Source organism: Micromonospora sp. NPDC003776 (assembly GCF_053605645.1).
The window spans coordinates 1-15,449 of sequence record NZ_JBSGJR010000095.1 but is presented as its reverse complement, the minus strand read 5'-3'; the positions used below and the strand labels follow the sequence as shown (position 1 = coordinate 15,449).

Sequence of the window (15,449 nt, the reverse complement as noted above, 5' to 3'; positions counted from 1 at the left end):
CCCCGCTGTCGCCCAGCTCGACGATCGCGAAGTTCCTGGACCGCAACGGGCCGGGGGGGAAGTGACGACGGGTCGGTCACCGGCGGGCCGGGTGGTTGCCGCCACCCGGGTACGCCGGTGCCGTCCGTCGTCGGGATGTGCTGGACCGGGATCTCCGGCTCACCGGGCGGCGGGCCGTACGGCGGGGCGGGGTCCCGCGGCCGGTCGCCCTGGGCTGCGGCGGCCCGGGTCGCGGCCGCCTGGCGGGCGCCCGCGACGAGGGCCACGGCGGCCAGCAGGCTGGCCGCGATGGAGGTGATCAGCAGCGGGCTGGACCCACCGGCCAGCCCGGCCACCAGGAGCACGACCGCGGCGAGGATGAGCAGGATGCTGGCGACTATCACGGCTCACCCCCGCCGCGTCGTGTGAGTCTGCGTCGCCGGCGGCCGTCCGGGGACGACCGCCGACGGCGGGATCAGCGACCGGGCTCGAGCGAGTTCGAGCGGCCGCCGCCGTACGAGCCGGAGAGGCCGGCGGTGGCGAGGCCGTTGCTGCCCCCGCCGGAGCGGTTGCCCTCGACGCGGGTCATCTCGGCCTCCAGGCCCTGACCGCGGCCGTCGAGGTCGCGCAGCTGGCTCTCCAGGTAGGCCTTGAGGCGGGTGCGGTACTCGCGCTCGAACTGCTTGAGCTCCTCGATGTGCTTCTGCAGCGCGGTGCGCTTGGCGTCCAGGCCGCCCATGGCCTCCTGGTGCCGCTGGCGGGCGTCCCGCTCGAGGGCGTCGGCCTTGGCGCGGGCCTCGCGGGTGACCTCCTCCGCCTTGGACCGGGCCTCGGAGAGCAGCGTGTCGGCTTCGCGGCGGGCGTCCGACACGTGGTCGTCGGCCGTGCGCTGGGCCATCATCAGCACCCGCAGCGCCTGCTGCTCGCCGTCGGCGCCGGCGGCCACCGGGCCACCCTGGGCGCGGACCTGCTCCAGCTCGGCCTGCATCGCCCGGGCGGCCTGCTCGGCGGCCACCTTGTCGCGCTGCACCCGGTCGAGCTGGGCCTTGACGTCGTTGAGCTCCGCCGCGAGGCGGGCGTCGCCACCGGGGCCGGCGGGGGCGCCCCCACGGCCACCCCGCTCCACCTGGGCGCGCAGCTCGTTGTTCTCCTCGATCAGACGGGCGAGCTCGCGCTCGACCTCGTCCAGGAAGGCGTCGACCTCCTCCTCGTCATAGCCCCGCTTACCGATCGGCGGCTTTTTGAAGGCGACGTTGTGGACGTCGGCCGGGGTCAGCGGCATCGAAACTCCTCGGGTCAGTTGCGGCCGCGAAAGCGCGCTGGTCAGGCAAAAGCAAAGATCAGCGGCGTTAACACAAACCTCATCAGCACGAACAGGATAACCAGGAGCACAAGAGAGGCCAGGTCGACGCTCACGCTACCAATTCGCAGTGGTGGGATCACACGCCTCAACGCGCGCAGGGGCGGATCAGTGACGCTCCACACCGATTCCAATGCCGCCGACGCTCCCCGTCCCGGTTGCCAGCGGCGACCATAGGCCAGAACCGCGCCGAGGACAAATCGGGCCAACAGCACAATCAGGAACAGGAACAAGGCCAGGTAGAGCACCTGGAACAGGATCGACAACACGGCAGGCGACGTCCCTCGGTCGAGCGGGCTAGCTCAGGCTGAAAAAGCCGCCCTCAGCGATCTTGGCCTTGTCCTCCGCGGTGACCTGGACGTTGGCCGGTGAGAGCAGGAACACCCGGTTGGTCACGCGCTCGATCGTACCCCGCAGCCCGAACGCGAGCCCGGCGGCGAAGTCCACCAGCCGGCGGGCGTCCGCCTCGTCCATCTCGGTGAGGTTGATGATCACCGGCACCCCGTCGCGGAAGTGCTCCCCGATGGTGCGCGCCTCGCGGTACGTCGTCGGGTGCAGGGTGGTGATCTGGTAGCGCTGCTCGTCCTCGGCGGCCACCGCCCGCTCCCGGGGCTGGACCTGCGGCGCGAGCGCCAGGTTGTCCCGCGTGTGGTAGGTCAGCGCGCCGGAGGTCTCGCCGGCCCCGGACCGGGTGATCGACCGGACGCTGGACCGCTCGGCCCGCTCCGGGCGCTCCACCTCGGACCGCTCGCTCTCGGCGAGCCGGCTCGAGGCGCGCTCGGTCAGCCGACCCCGGTCACCCACCCGGGTACGGCTCGCCGGCGGCTCCTCGGACTCCTCGTCCTCCTCGTCGGCGAACTCCTCCGCGTACCGGCTCGACCGGTAGCGCGAGTCGCGGTAGCCGCCCTTGTCGTAGCCACCGTCCTCGTAGGCCCGCTCGTCATCCTCCTCGACGAGTCCGAGCCAGACCCCCGCCTTGCGCAGTGCACCCATCCCCGCGCCCTTCCGTCCGCCGTGCGGCACGCGCCCCCGTGCCGTGTCGCTTGATCACGAGTGGACAACAGATGCCCATCGGACCGGATCGGCAATCCCCTGGCGAGCGATTCGCGGTCCGCCCGCCACGGCCCCCGGCTACGGGAACGCCGTTCCTGAACAACACTGATGTAATTTGCTTCTTTCGCGGTCAGGCTACCGCAGCGTGGGGCGCATTCCGAGCAACGCGCTGCCGACGCGGACATGTGTCGCGCCGTACCCGATCGCGATTTCCAGATCCCCGCTCATCCCCGCGGAGAGCACGGTCGCCTCCGGGAACCGCGCGCGGAACCCCTGCACCACCTCGGCCAGCCGGGCGAAGGCCCGTTCCGGCTCCCAGCCCAGCGGCGCCACCGCCATCAGGCCGCCCAGCCGCAGCGCGCCCGCCCCGGCCACCGCCTCGGCCACCCGGTCGAGCCCGCGGTCCGGGTCCGCCGAGTCCGGCAGCGCCCCGCCACGGGCCGGGTCACCGTCGATGCTGACCTGCACCAGCACCTCCAGCGGCCGGTCCCGGGCGGCGGCCGCTGCAACGTCCAGGGCCCCGGCCAGCCGCACGCTGTCGACCGACTGGACCACGTCGGCGTACCGGACCACCGAGCGGCACTTGTTGCGCTGCAGCTGCCCGATGAAGTGCCAGCGCGGGCTGGCTCCGGCGGCGGCCGCCTCGGCGGCCTTCGGCGCCGCCTCCTGGTCGCGGTTCTCGCCGACGTCGGTCACGCCGAGGCCGGCCAGCGCGACCACGTCGCCGGCCGGGTACGTCTTGGTGACCGCGACCAGGGTGACCTCACCCCGGTCCCGGCCGGCCGCGACGCAGGCGTCGGCGATCCGGGCGCGTACCCGGGCGAGCCCGGCCGCGAGCTCGGCGCGACGATCGGGTCGCACCGTGGCGGAAATGTCGGTCATCGGCGCGACTCAGGACCCGTTCTTGAGGAAGTCGGGCACGTCCACGTCGTCGAAGAGCACCCGGCGCGGCGCCTGCTGCGGAGGCGGCATGGTGGCCGGCGGCGCGACCGGCGGATTCGGCTGCGCCGGCTGGTTCTGGTTGCTCTTGCGGGGCGCGTCGGCCGCCTTGTACGCCGGCATGCCCCCGTCGAAGCCGGCGGCGATCACGGTCACCCGCACCTCGTCGCCGAGCGCGTCGTCGATGACCGCGCCGAAGATGATGTTGGCCTCCGGGTGGGCCGCGTCGGTGACCAGCTGCGCGGCGTCGTTGATCTCGAACAGGCCCAGGTCGGAGCCGCCGGCAATGGAGAGCAGCACGCCGCGCGCGCCGTCCATGCTCTGCTCGAGCAGCGGGCTGGAGATGGCCGCCTCGGCCGCCTCGACGGCGCGGTTCTCGCCCCGGGCGCTGCCGATGCCCATCAGCGCGCTGCCGGCACCGCTCATCACGCTCTTGACATCGGCGAAGTCCAGGTTGATCAGACCCGGCGTGGTGATCAGGTCGGTGATGCCCTGGACACCGGAGAGGAGCACCTGGTCGGCGGTCCGGAAGGCGTCCATCATGGAGATGTTGCGGTCGCCGAGGGCGAGCAGCCGGTCATTGGGGATCACGATGAGCGTGTCGCACTGGTTGCGCAGCTCCTCGATGCCCGACTCGGCCTGCACCTGGCGACGCTTGCCCTCGAACGAGAACGGCCGGGTGACCACACCGATGGTGAGCGCGCCGAGCTTGCGGGCGATGTTCGCCACCACGGGCGCGCCGCCGGTGCCGGTGCCGCCGCCCTCGCCGCAGGTCACGAAGACCATGTCGGCGCCCTTGAGCACCTCCTCGATCTCGTCGCGGTGGTCCTCGGCGGCGTTCTTGCCGACGTCGGGGTTGGCCCCCGCGCCCAGTCCGCGGGTCAGCTCCCGGCCGACGTCGAGCTTGACGTCGGCGTCGCTCATCAGCAGCGCCTGCGCGTCGGTGTTGATCGCGATGAACTCGACGCCCTTGAGCCCAACCTCGATCATCCGGTTGACGGCGTTGACGCCGCCGCCCCCGATGCCGACGACCTTGATGACCGCCAGGTAGTTGTGCGGAGGTGTCATCTCCGGTCCTTTCCCCTCGAGATTGGCATGGGCCGACCCCACACGGCTTGGCCAGACCAGCGGCAGAGCATTGCCCCACGGGTCCCGCGGTTGAAACCCTCACCCTCTACTAGAGGCTTAGGGCTATGTCAACCACTGATCTCTTCGGGGCAACGTATGCGCCGCCGCGCGATGAGCCAAGGACCTTTCCGGCGTGTCGCCGGCCGGAGCGGGCCGGGTCACGTTCGCTGACCGGCGGATCACTGGTAGGTGACCACGTCCGGGGCGCTCACGTCGATCGTGTCGGCCTTCCGACCGAGCAGGGCGGTGGCCACGTCGGACTTCTTCGGGCCCTGGGTCGCGTCGCCCCAGAACACCGTCCGGTCGCCCCGCAGCCGCAGGGTGATCCGGGCCAGCCCGGCCACGTCCACGGAGACCAGCTCGGCCCGCAGCCGGGGACTGAGCGCGGCGAGCACCGCCAGGCCGGCGCGGGTGCCCGGGTCGTCCGGCGCGGGCCGACCCACCCGGATCACCGGCAGCCCGTCGGGCGCGCGGGGCAGGTCCTGGAAGACCACCCCACCCCGGTCGACCACGGCGAACCGCTCCCCCTGCGGCACGGCGGCCACCGGCGTCCGCTCCACCACCCGGATCACCAGCGTCCCCGGCCAGTCCCGCGCCACGGTGGCCCGCTCGACCGGGGCGAGCCGGCCGACCCGGCGGGCGGTCGCGGCGAGGTCCACCCGGGCCAGCGGCGCGTCGTCCGCCACCGCGGCGGCCTCGCGGACCTCGACCGGGGTGACCAGCTTCGCGCCGACCACCCGGACCTCCCGGACGCCGAACAGGCCGGTGCCGAGCACGGTCCAGGCGATCAACCCGGCCAGCGCCAGCACGCCGGCGGCCACCGCCCAGGGCAGCGCCGCGCGCATCCGGCGCTGCCGGGCCCGGGCCATGAACCGCCGGGTGGACGGCGGAACGGCGTCCGCGCCCGCCCGGACCAGCTGCCACTGGCGGACCGGGTTGCGCCGGCCGACCCCGCCGTCCTGGCCGCGGGTCCGGCCCCGGGCCGGTCCGGGGCTCATCCGGCCGGGGTGGCCGCGCCGTCCGGGCCGACACCGGTGCCGATCGCCGCCGCGCCGCCCGGCTCGCCGGTACGGGCCAGCAGGGCGTCGATCAGCTGGTCGCCCATCAGCGAGATCGGCGGCGCGCCCATGGTCACCACCACGTCGCCCGGCCGGGCCCGGCGGGCCACCTCGGCCGGCACGTCGTCCCACGCCTCGACGAAGACCTTCCGCTCGGCGGGCAGCGGCACCGCCTCGATCAGCGCCGCCGCGCCCTCGCCGGGCTGGCGCAGCTCGCCCGGCCCGAAGACCTCCAGCAGCACCAGCTCGTCGGCGATGGCCAGGGCGGCGGCGATCTCCGCCTGCAGGTCCCGGGTCCGGTAGAGCCGGTAGGGCTGGAAGACCACGATCAGCCGGCCCTCGCCGGCCACCTCGCGCAGCGTCTGCAGGGCCAGGGTCATCGACGTCGGGTGGTACGCGTACTCGTCGTAGACCAGCACGCCGTCGGCCACGCCCTTGCGCTCGAACCGCCGGCGCACCCCGGGGAACGCGCCGAGCGCCGCCTCGGCCGCCGTGACCGGCAGCCCCAGCAGGTACGCGGTGAGCACCGCGGCGGCGCTGTTGAGCGCCATGTGCCGCCCCGGGACCGGCATCCGGATCTCGCCCAGCGACCGGCCCTCGATCGCGGCCAGGTAGCGCACCCCCTGCGCGGAGGAGACCATGTCGCTCAGCCGCAGGTCGGCGTCGGGCGACTCACCGTACGTCCAGACCCGGCGCCCCTCGGCGCGCAGCGTCTCGGCCAGCCGCCGGCCGCCCGCGTCGTCGGCGCAGGTGATGACGAACCCCTCGGGGTCGGTGAGCCGGGCGAAGTCGGCGAAGGCGGCCTCCAGGGTGGCCAGGTCGCCGTACGTGTTGAGATGGTCCGCCTCGATGTTCGTGATGACCGAGACGAACGGCCGGTAGATGAGGAAAGAGCGGTCGCTCTCGTCCGCCTCGACCACGAAGTGCTCGCCGGTGCCGTGGTGCGCGCCGGAGCCGACTTCGGAGATCTCCCCGCCGATCACGAAGGACGGGTCGGTGCCGGCCTGCTGGAGCACCATGGTGACCATCGAGGTGGTGGTGGTCTTGCCGTGCGTGCCGGCGACCGCCACCGTCCGCCGGCCGGTCATCGCGGCGGCCAGGGCCTCGGAGCGGTGCAGCAGCCGCAGGCCGCGTCGGCGCGCCTCGGCCATCTCCAGGTGGTCCTGCGGGATGGCCGAGGAGTAGACCACGGTGTCCACGCCGTCGAGGTTCGACGCCTCGTGGCTCATGTGGATGGTGCCGCCCAGCGCCCGCAGGCCGGCCAGCGACGGCCACTCCCGCAGCTCGCTGCCGGAGACCGGCAGGCCGCGGGTGAGGAAGAGCCGGGCCAGGCCGCTCATGCCGACGCCGCCCACCCCGATCAGGTGGATCCGGCCCAGGTCCTCCGCGGTCATCGTGCCGGCGGGGGTGAACTGCGCGGTGTTCATGAGACGTACCTTCCCGTCGCGGCGGCCGGCATCAGCGGCTCACCGCCTCGTAGACGAAGTTCAGCAGGGCGACGTCGCCGTCGCGGCGGCCGTACGCGGCCGCGGCGGCACCCATCGCGGCGAGCCGCTGCGGGTCCCGGATCAGCGGGATCACCGTGCGCTCCAGCCAGTCCGGGGTGAGCTCGGCGTCGTCGACGAGCAGCCCGCCACCGGCCTCGACCACGGGCAGCGCGTTGCGCTTCTGCTCCTGGTTGCTGTGCGGGTACGGCACGTAGATGGTGGGCAGGCCGATGGCGGCCACCTCGGCGCAGGTCATCGCCCCGCCCCGGCCCAGCATCAGGTCGGCGGCGGCGTAACCCAGCTCCATCTCGGACAGGTAGGGCAGGGTCACGTACGGCACCGGCAGGTCGGTGGGGACGGAGACCGGCTCGTTGCGGGCGCCGATCACGTGCAGCACCTGCACGCCGTTGCGGGCCAGCTCCTTGGCCGCCCCGGAGACGGCCAGGTTGATCGAGCGGGCGCCCTGGGAGCCACCGGCGACGAAGAGCACCGGCAGGTCGGGGCGGAGTCCGAAGTGGGCCCGGGCGGCGTCCCGCATCGCGGCCCGGTCCAGGCCGGCGATGCCCCGGCGCAGCGGCACGCCGACCACCCGGGCGTCGCGCAGCGACTCGGCCTGCACCGGCTGGTGCGGGAAGCCGACCGCGACGTGCTTGGTGAACTTCATGCCGAGCCGGTTGGCCACCCCCGGCGGCACGTTCACCTCGTGAATGACGATCGGCAGCTCGCGCCGCCAGGCGGCCAGGTAGCCGGGGACGGAGACGTACCCGCCGAAGCCGACCACCACCTCGGCCTGCACCTCGTCGATCACCTTGCCCGCCGCGCGGGCCGCCTTCCACATCCGGTCCGGGGTGCGGACCAGGCTCATGTTGACCGAGCGGGGCAGCTGATAGGCGGGGATCTGGCGCAGGTCGTAGCCAGCCGGCGGGATCAGCTCGTTCTCCAGGCCCTTGGGTGTGCCCAGGCAGGTGATCCGGACGCTGGGGTCGTGTCGGCGCAGGCAGTCGGCGAAGGCGAGCAACGGGTAGATGTGCCCGCCCGTACCCCCTCCGCAGAGCACCACCGAACGCAGCGGACCCATCAGCGCCTCCTCTCGCTCGCCGCGCCGACGCGCGTCCGGCCGGGCCGGGCGCCGCGGGTCGCGGCCTGGTCGTCCTCCCGCCGCGTCCGGGACCGGGGTACGGACCCGCGGTCCGCCCCGGGTGGCGCCGGCCGGCGGCGCCGGCCGGGAAGCGGCGGCAACGGGGCCCAGACTAGTCGGACCCATCGGGCGGGCGGACGGGCGTGCAGGGCTCGGGCCGCGTCCGGCTCGGCCCGGGCGAAGGAGGCGAGCATCCCGACCGCGGCCAGGGTCACCACCAGGGCGCTGCCGCCGTCGGAGATGAACGGCAGCGGTACGCCGGTCAGCGGCAGCAGCCCGGTCACCCCACCGATGTTGATCACGGCCTGGCCGACCAGCCAGGCGGTGACCCCGGCGGCGGCGAGCCGGCGGAACGGGTCCTCCACCCGCCGGGCGATGCGCAGCCCGCTGTACGCCAGCACGGCGAAGAGGACCAGCACCACGGTGCAGCCGACCACACCGAGCTCCTCCGCGATGATCGCGAAGATGAAGTCGTTGTGAGCCTCGGGCAGCCAGTTCCACTTCAGCGTGCTCTTGCCCAGCCCGACGCCGAACCAACCGCCGTGCTGCACCGCGTACCGGGCCTGGACGAGCTGGTAGCAGCCCTCCAGCTGCTCCTGGAAGCAGGTCTTCGGGTCGGGCGGGTTGAGGAACGAGGTGAGCCGGGTCAGCCGGTAGTTGTCGGCGTCCCGGGCGCCGGAGCCGGCGCCCAGGGAGGCGGCGGCCACCAGCAGGCCGACGCCGGCCAGGCCGACCGCGGAGAGCGCGGCGAAGACCTGCAACCGGACGCCGGCCGCCCAGAGCATCCCGACCACCAGCGCGAGCAGGCAGAGCATGCTGCCCAGGTCGTTGTAGCCGACCAGCACGAAGAGCAGGCCGACCACCGGGAAGAGCGGGGTGGCCAGTTCCTTCCACCAGCCCAGCGCGGCGCCCTTGCGGGCCAGCACGTGCGCGCCCCAGAGCACCAGCGCGAACTTGGCCACCTCGACCGGCTGGATCGAGATCGGCCCGAGGTAGAGCCAGAGCAGCCGGGCCTTGAGCGGACCGATCGAATCGACCCGGAACAGCGCCTCCAGCGCGACCAGCAGGTTGAGGACCAGCAGCAGCACCACGGCCACGCCCAGGAAGGGCCGGCTCACCGCGCGGAAGGTGCGGGCGGGCAGCCGCTGGCAGGCCCAGAACGCGCCGATGCCGATCACCGCGAAGACGGTCTGCTTGGTCAGCGACGCGGAGGCGTCCCCGTCCTGCGCGAAGTCCCGGACGCTGGTCGCCGAGAAGACCATGGTCAGGCCGATGAGCAGCAGCAGGCCGGCGCTGGAGAGCAGCAGGTAGTAGGAGGCCAGCGGCCGGGCCAGCAGGCCGCGCAGCGCGGCCAGCCCGCCGGCGGCGTCCAGCCCCAGCAGCGGGGCCGGCGGGTCGGCCGGCCGGGTCGCGGCGGGCGGCCGCCGGGTCGGCGTGTCGGTGGTGCCCTCGGTGTCTCGTCCCTCCCCCACGTGCCCATCATGCTGGCTGCGCCCGCCCGCCCGTGGCGCAACCGCCCGGGTCGGCGTGTCGGAACGCGGAAGAGGGCCCCCCGGTGACACCCGGGGGACCCTCCGTCACGAATGGGATCAGGTGACCGCGGCGAGGAACTCGCTGTAGAAGAGGCCGAGCCCGATGGCCACGCCGATGCCGGCGATGATCCAGAACCGGACCACGATGTTGACCTCGCTCCAGCCGGCCAGCTCGAAGTGGTGCTGCAGCGGCGACATCCGGAACACCCGTTTGCCGGTGGTCCGGAACGAGATGATCTGGATCACCACGGACATCGTGATGATCACGAACAGGCCGCCCAGGATCGGCAGCAGCAGGATGGTCCGGGTGGACATCGCCATGCCGGCGATCAGGCCGCCCAGACCCAGCGCGCCGGTGTCGCCCATGAAGATCCGGGCCGGCGAGGTGTTCCACCAGAGGAAGCCGACGCAGGCCCCGGCCGCGGCCCCGGCGATCAGCGCGATCTCCAGCGGGTCCCGGACGGTGTAGCAGTACGCCTCGGTGTAGTTCGGGTCGGCGCACCAGTGCCGGTACTGCCAGAAGGCGATCAGCCCGTACGCGCCGAGCACCATCACCGACGCGCCGGTGGCCAGGCCGTCCAAGCCGTCGGTGAGGTTCACCCCGTTGGTCGCCGCCATCACCACCATGATGATCACGATGACCGCGCCGACCTTGCCGATCTCCAGCGCCGGGATGTCCCGGATGAAGCTCAGCGTGGTGCTGCCGACGGTCTCGGTGTTGGTCTGGTTGCCGGCCGGGCCGTACATGTTGCTGGGGAAGTAGAGCGCCACGACGCCGAAGATCGCGCCGACCAGGATCTGGCCGGCGAGCTTGCCCCGCTTGTTCAGGCCGCCGCTGTGCCGCTTGCGGACCTTGAGGAAGTCGTCGATGAAGCCGACCGCCCCGGAGAACACCATCAGCCCCAGCAGCACCAGCGCCGTGATGGTCGGCTCGACCTGGGCGATCTGCGCCTCCGGCAGGGTGGTCAGCGCCAGGTGGCCGGCCACGTACGCGATGACCGTGGCCAGGATGAAGACCACGCCGCCCATCGTCGGCGTGCCCTTCTTGCCCTGGTGCATGGCCGGGCCCTCGGCCCGGATCGGCTGGCCGGCCTTGAGGCGGGTGAACACCTTGATCGCGATCGGGGTGCAGAACAGTGAGATCAGGAAGGCGACCCCGATGGCGACGATGACCGCCCTCATCGAGTGACCTTCTCCCCGGTGGCCTCGCGCAGCGCGTCGGCCACCTCCCAGGTGCGGTACCGGGAGCCCTTCACCAGCACCACGTCGCCCGGACGTAGCTCGCTCCGCAGCACCTCGACGGCCGCCGCCTGATCGGTGAGCAGCACCGACTCTCCTCCCCAGTTACCTACCGCTGTCGCGCCTTCGTGGATCGGCGCCGCCGGCTCGCCCACCACGAGCAGCCGGTCGATGCCCAGCTCGGCCGCGAGCCGGCCGACCTGCTGGTGCCCCTCCGTCTCGAAGTCGCCCAACTCGGCCATGTAGCCGAGCACCGCGACGGTACGCCCCGTCCCGCGCATGCTCGCCAGCGCCCGCAGCGCGACCGCCATCGAGGCCGGGTTCGCGTTGTACGAGTCGTCGATCACGGTGACCCCGTCGGCGCGTTCGAAGACGTCCATCCGGCGGGTGGAGACCAGGCCCAGCTCGCCCAGCGCGGCGGCCAGCTCGGCCAGCGGCATCCCCAGCTCGCGGGCGACCGCCGCGGCGGCGAGCGAGTTGGACACCTGGTGCCGGCCGGTCAGCCCGAGCCGCACCGGCGCGCTCCCCTCCGGGGTCACCAGCGTGTACGACGGGCGCCCCCGCCCGTCGACCGTCACGTCCACCGCCCGCACGTCGGCCCGCTCCGACTCGCCGTACCGGACCACCCGGGCCCGCGTCCGGGTCGCCATCGCGTCGACCAGCGGGTCGTCGGCGTTGAGCACGGCCAGCCCGTCGTCGGGCAGCGCCTCGACCAGCTCCCCCTTGGCCAGGGCGATGGTCTCCACCGAGCCGAACTCGCCGATGTGCGCCACCCCGACGTTGAGCACCACGGAGATCCGCGGCGGCACCACGTCGCACAGGTAACGGATGTGACCCACCCCGCGGGCGCCCTTCTCCATCACCAGGTAGCGGGTCTCCGGGCCGGCCTGCAGCGCGGTGTACGGGTGGCCCAGCTCGTTGTTGAACGAGCCGGGCGGCGCCACGGTCGGGCCGAGCCGGACGGCCAGCTGGGCGATCAGGTCCTTGGTGGTGGTCTTGCCGGAGGAGCCGGTCAGCCCGATCACGGTCAGCCCGGGCAGCCGGTCGACCACCGCGCGGGCCAGCCGGCCCATCGCGTCGAGCGCGTCGGCGACCAGCACCATCGGCACGCCGGGCACCTCCCGGGTGCCGAGCACGGCCACCGCGCCCGACTGCACCGCGCCGGCGGCGTAGTCGTGCCCGTCCACCTGCTCGCCGGGGAAGGCCACGAAGAGCCCCCCGGGGGCGACCTTGCGGGAGTCGAACTCCACCGTGCCGGTGACCCGGGCGTCCGGGTCGGCGGCCACCAGCCGCCCGCCGACGGCCGCCGCGACCTCGGCCAGGCTCAGCGGGATCATCGCTGCCCCACCAGGTCGCCGAAGCGGGCGCGCAGCGCCTCCGCCAGCTCCACCCGGTCGTCGAACGGCAGCACCTCGCCGTTGATCTCCTGGCCGCGTTCCTGCCCCTTGCCCAGCAGCGCCACCACGTCCCCCGGTTCGGCCAACCGGACCGCCTCCTCGATCGCGGCCCGCCGGCCGGGCACCTCGATGATCCGCGCGGCGGCGGTCGCCGCGTACGCGCCGGCCAGCACCTCGGCCCGGATCGCGGCCGGGTCCTCGGTGCGCGGGTTGTCGTCGGTCACCAGCACCACGTCGGCGCCCTCCGCCGCGGCGGCCCCCATGATCGGCCGCTTGCCCCGGTCCCGGTCGCCGCCGGCGCCCACCACGCAGATCAGCCGGCCGGCGGTCAGCCCCCGCAGCGCCGCCAGGACCGCCTCGATGGCGTTCGCCTTGTGCGCGTAGTCGACCACGCCCCGGACCGGCGCGTCGCCGCTGACCAGCTCCAGCCGGCCCGGCACGCCGCCGCAGGCGGCCACCCCGGCGGCGGCCGTGGCCGGTTCCACCCGGGCGGCCACCAGGATCGCGATGGCGAGCAGCGCGTTGGCCACGTTGTGCCGGCCGGGCAGCGCCACCCCGGTGGGCAGGGTCACCCCGCCCGGGCCGTGCACGGTGAAGCGCTGGGTGTAGCCCTCGCCGTCGACCCCGTCGGCCCACCAGGTGGCGGTCGGGTCGCCGGCCGCCGAGTAGGTGACGGTCGCCGGCTTGAGCAGCGGCCGCAGCGCCCGGTCGTCGTGGTTGAGCACCTCGACCCGGCAGCGCCCGTCGAAGAGCTTCGCCTTGGCCGCGAAGTAGTCTGCCTCGTCGGCGTGGAAGTCCAGATGGTCGGAGCCGAAGTTGGTGTAGCCGCCGACGGTGAACCGCACCCCGCCGACCCGGCCCATGGCCAGCGCGTGGCTGGACACCTCCATGACCACCGCGTCGACCCCGTGCTCCCGGGCCACGGCCAGCATGGCGTGCAGGTCGGTCGCCTCGGGGGTGGTCCGCACGCTGTCGATCACCAGGTCGCCGAGCCGGGTCTCCACCGTGCCGATCAGGCCGGTGGTGTGCCCGGCCGCGCGCAGCCCGGACTCGATCAGGTAGCTGGTGGAGGTCTTGCCGGCGGTGCCGGTCACGCCGATCACCAGCAGGCCGGCGGTCGGATCGCCGTAGACGGTCGCGGCGACGTCGCCGAGCACCGCCCGGGGGTCGTCGACCACCAGCACCGGCAGGCCCGCCGCGGCGGCGAGCGCGACGCCGGCCGGGTCGGTGAGCACGGCCACCGCGCCGGCCTCGGCCGCGCCGGCGGCGAACTCCGCGCCGTGTCGGCGGGCGCCGGGCAGGGCCGCGTACAGGTCGCCGGGGCGGACCTCCTGGCTGGCGTGGGTCACCCCGGTGACCGCCACCTCGGCCGCCCCCGCGGGCGGGGTGGCCGCCACCCGGGCGGCGAGGTCGCCGAGCCGGACGGGATTCACGGTACGGGGACGTGGATTGCCGGACACGGCGTCAGACCCTACCCGGTCGTCCGGTTCCGACCGCACAGCCGCCCCGGTGGTTCGTCGCCACTCACCGATGATGTCCCGCCGTCCCCGCTCAGCGCGGAAAGACCTCGAACTTCGGGGACCGGTCGGTCGCCGAGGGCGGCACCCGGTAGTGCCGGAGGGTGAAGCCCATCATCTCCCGGAAGGCCGGCGCGGCCACCGCGCCGCCCTCGCCGCCGGGGCTCCAGACGAAGACCGCCACCACGTACCTCGGGTGCTCCGCCGGGGCCATTCCGATGAACGAGCCGACCTCGCCGGGCTGCCGCACGCCGTTGTCGTACCGCAGGCCGGTGCCGGTCTTGCCGGCCACCCGGTAGCCGGGCACGGCGGCGGCCAGGCCGGTGGCCCGCCCGTCCGGGCCGTCGACCGTGGTGACCGCCTCCAGCATGGTGCGCAGCGCGGCCGCGTTCTGCGGGCTGAGCACCGAGCGGGTGGCCGGGGGCGCGGCGGGCTTCTTCCTGCCGTCCGCGCCGATCACGCTCTTGATCAGGTGCGGCTGGACGTAGGTGCCGTTGTTGGCGATCGCGTTGTACGCCGCGGCCATCTGCAACGGCGTGGCGTCGACGCTGTGCCCGATCGGCACCGACCCGTACGACGAGCCGCTCCACTGGTCGGCGGGGAGCAGCCGCCCCGGGGCCTCGCCGGGCATCCCCTCGCCGGTGGCCTGGCCGAGCCCGAACCGCTTCTGGTAGTCGATCAGCCGGTCCCGGCCCAGCTTGTGGGCGATCTCGATGGTCCCGACGTTGGACGAGAAGGCGAGCATCCCGGGGATGCTCATCTTCCGTCCGTTCGCCGGGTGGGTGTCGCTGAAGACCGTGTCGCCCTCGCGGATGCTGTTGGCCACCGGGAACGTGGTGTCTGGGGTGATCACGCCCTCCTGAAGGGCGGCGCCGTAGGTGATCGCCTTGTGGATCGAGCCCGGGTCGACGATGAAGCTGGTGGCGGCGTCCTCCCGGTCGCTCGGCGAGTTGACCTTCGCCGGGTCGGCCGCGTTGTAGCCGGGGTAGCTGGCCTGGGCCAGCACCTCACCGGTCGGCGAGTCGAGGATCACCGCGGCGCCCACGCTGCCCTTGGTCTGGGCCATCTGGTTGGACAGGATCCGCTGGGTCATGAACTGCAGGTCGCGGTCGATGGTGAGCTCCAGCGAGCCGCCCGGCTTGGCCGGGGTGGTCAGGCTGTAGCCGCCGGGGATCGGGGCGGCCAGGTCACCCTGTCCGACCTCGTACGTCCGCTTGCCGGCCTGCCCCTCCAGCAGGTCGTCGTACTTCGCCTCCAGGCCCTCCAGCCCCACCATGTCCTGGCTGACGAAGCCGATCAGGTTGGCGGCCAGGTCACCGCCGGGCACCTCGCGCCGCTCGTCCCGGTGCACGTTGATGCCGGCCAGGTCCAGCGCCATGATCTGCCTGGCCTTGCCGATCTCGACGCCCCGGGCCAGGTAGGCGAAGCGGGACTTCGTGGTGGTGCCCGGCAGGGTGCGCTCCTTCATCCGGTCGGCCAGCTCGGAGACGGGCACCCCGAGCAGCGGGGAGAGCAGCCGGGCGGTGGTGCCGATGTATGGGCTGCGGGACAGGCCGAGTGCAGCGAGGGCTTCGGGTTCGAATCCGAGCTCGGTCAGCAGCCGTTGAACGTCGTCGCGGGCT

The 15,449-nt window shown here is 73.5% G+C and carries 13 protein-coding genes and 1 pseudogene; all 14 read right to left on the bottom strand.

Translation table 11 applies throughout. The annotated features are described in order from the left end of the window. A pseudogene (locus ACWEVO_RS11325) lies at positions 1–383 on the bottom strand (hypothetical protein); the annotation flags it as partial. Between the two features lie 71 nt (positions 384–454). Then, positions 455–1,261, bottom strand: coding sequence for a DivIVA domain-containing protein (locus tag ACWEVO_RS11320; RefSeq protein ID WP_452307425.1), 807 nt, complete (start codon positions 1,259–1,261; stop codon positions 455–457). A 41-nt stretch (positions 1,262–1,302) separates the two neighbouring features. Further along, on the bottom strand, positions 1,303–1,608 hold the full coding sequence (locus ACWEVO_RS11315; RefSeq protein WP_452307424.1) for a YggT family protein: 306 nt from the start codon (positions 1,606–1,608) through the stop codon (positions 1,303–1,305). Positions 1,609–1,636: 28 nt separating this feature from the next. Then, entirely contained in the window at positions 1,637–2,332 is a 696-nt protein-coding gene (locus ACWEVO_RS11310) for a cell division protein SepF (protein ID WP_452307423.1), read from the bottom strand. Between the two features lie 195 nt (positions 2,333–2,527). Then, positions 2,528–3,274 carry a YggS family pyridoxal phosphate-dependent enzyme gene (locus ACWEVO_RS11305; RefSeq protein ID WP_452307422.1) on the bottom strand — a complete coding sequence of 249 codons (747 nt, stop codon included), beginning with the start codon at positions 3,272–3,274 and terminating at the stop codon, positions 2,528–2,530. Positions 3,275–3,283: 9 nt separating this feature from the next. Continuing rightward, positions 3,284–4,399, bottom strand: coding sequence for a cell division protein FtsZ (ftsZ, locus tag ACWEVO_RS11300; RefSeq protein ID WP_452307421.1), 1,116 nt, complete (start codon positions 4,397–4,399; stop codon positions 3,284–3,286). 239 nt (positions 4,400–4,638) lie between these two features. After that, positions 4,639–5,457 (bottom strand): cell division protein FtsQ/DivIB, encoded by an 819-nt coding sequence (locus ACWEVO_RS11295; RefSeq protein ID WP_452307420.1) that lies wholly within the window; start codon positions 5,455–5,457, stop codon positions 4,639–4,641. Continuing rightward, positions 5,454–6,944, bottom strand: coding sequence for a UDP-N-acetylmuramate--L-alanine ligase (murC, locus tag ACWEVO_RS11290; RefSeq protein ID WP_452307419.1), 1,491 nt, complete (start codon positions 6,942–6,944; stop codon positions 5,454–5,456). Before murC ends, ACWEVO_RS11295 begins: the two co-directional genes overlap by 4 nt. A 31-nt stretch (positions 6,945–6,975) precedes the next feature. Then, positions 6,976–8,082: an undecaprenyldiphospho-muramoylpentapeptide beta-N-acetylglucosaminyltransferase gene (gene murG, locus ACWEVO_RS11285; RefSeq protein WP_452307418.1), complete on the bottom strand. Its 1,107-nt coding sequence runs from the start codon at positions 8,080–8,082 to the stop codon at positions 6,976–6,978. Then, positions 8,082–9,497 (bottom strand): FtsW/RodA/SpoVE family cell cycle protein, encoded by a 1,416-nt coding sequence (locus tag ACWEVO_RS11280; RefSeq protein WP_452307426.1) that lies wholly within the window; start codon positions 9,495–9,497, stop codon positions 8,082–8,084. The genes murG and ACWEVO_RS11280 overlap by 1 nt, the downstream gene beginning before the upstream one ends. Before the next feature lie 234 nt (positions 9,498–9,731). Then, a complete protein-coding gene (gene mraY / locus ACWEVO_RS11275) occupies positions 9,732–10,856 on the bottom strand; it encodes a phospho-N-acetylmuramoyl-pentapeptide-transferase (protein WP_452307417.1) in 1,125 nt (374 codons plus the stop codon). Continuing rightward, complete coding sequence (locus ACWEVO_RS11270) at positions 10,853–12,250, bottom strand: UDP-N-acetylmuramoyl-tripeptide--D-alanyl-D-alanine ligase (protein WP_452307416.1); 1,398 nt, start codon at positions 12,248–12,250, stop codon at positions 10,853–10,855. Before ACWEVO_RS11270 ends, mraY begins: the two co-directional genes overlap by 4 nt. Then, the gene (locus ACWEVO_RS11265; protein ID WP_452307415.1) at positions 12,247–13,809 is read right to left on the bottom strand and encodes a UDP-N-acetylmuramoyl-L-alanyl-D-glutamate--2,6-diaminopimelate ligase; all 1,563 of its coding nucleotides are present in this window, start codon (positions 13,807–13,809) and stop codon (positions 12,247–12,249) included. The genes ACWEVO_RS11270 and ACWEVO_RS11265 overlap by 4 nt, the downstream gene beginning before the upstream one ends. 52 nt (positions 13,810–13,861) lie before the next feature. Then, a partial coding sequence (locus ACWEVO_RS11260; protein ID WP_452307414.1) for a peptidoglycan D,D-transpeptidase FtsI family protein occupies positions 13,862–15,449 on the bottom strand: 1,588 nt, incomplete at its 5' end.

What these genes read in the sequence shown, in the direction of transcription:
- ACWEVO_RS11305 (WP_452307422.1), bottom strand. Translation starts at nt 3,274, where the DNA reads ATGACCGACATTTCCGCCACGGTGCGACCCGATCGTCGCGCCGAGCTC.
- ACWEVO_RS11310 (WP_452307423.1), bottom strand. Translation starts at nt 2,332, where the DNA reads ATGGGTGCACTGCGCAAGGCGGGGGTCTGGCTCGGACTCGTCGAGGAG.
- mraY (WP_452307417.1), bottom strand. Translation starts at nt 10,856, where the DNA reads ATGAGGGCGGTCATCGTCGCCATCGGGGTCGCCTTCCTGATCTCACTG.
- ftsZ (WP_452307421.1), bottom strand. Translation starts at nt 4,399, where the DNA reads ATGACACCTCCGCACAACTACCTGGCGGTCATCAAGGTCGTCGGCATC.
- murG (WP_452307418.1), bottom strand. Translation starts at nt 8,082, where the DNA reads ATGGGTCCGCTGCGTTCGGTGGTGCTCTGCGGAGGGGGTACGGGCGGG.
- ACWEVO_RS11270 (WP_452307416.1), bottom strand. Translation starts at nt 12,250, where the DNA reads ATGATCCCGCTGAGCCTGGCCGAGGTCGCGGCGGCCGTCGGCGGGCGG.
- ACWEVO_RS11295 (WP_452307420.1), bottom strand. Translation starts at nt 5,457, where the DNA reads ATGAGCCCCGGACCGGCCCGGGGCCGGACCCGCGGCCAGGACGGCGGG.
- ACWEVO_RS11320 (WP_452307425.1), bottom strand. Translation starts at nt 1,261, where the DNA reads ATGCCGCTGACCCCGGCCGACGTCCACAACGTCGCCTTCAAAAAGCCG.
- murC (WP_452307419.1), bottom strand. Translation starts at nt 6,944, where the DNA reads ATGAACACCGCGCAGTTCACCCCCGCCGGCACGATGACCGCGGAGGAC.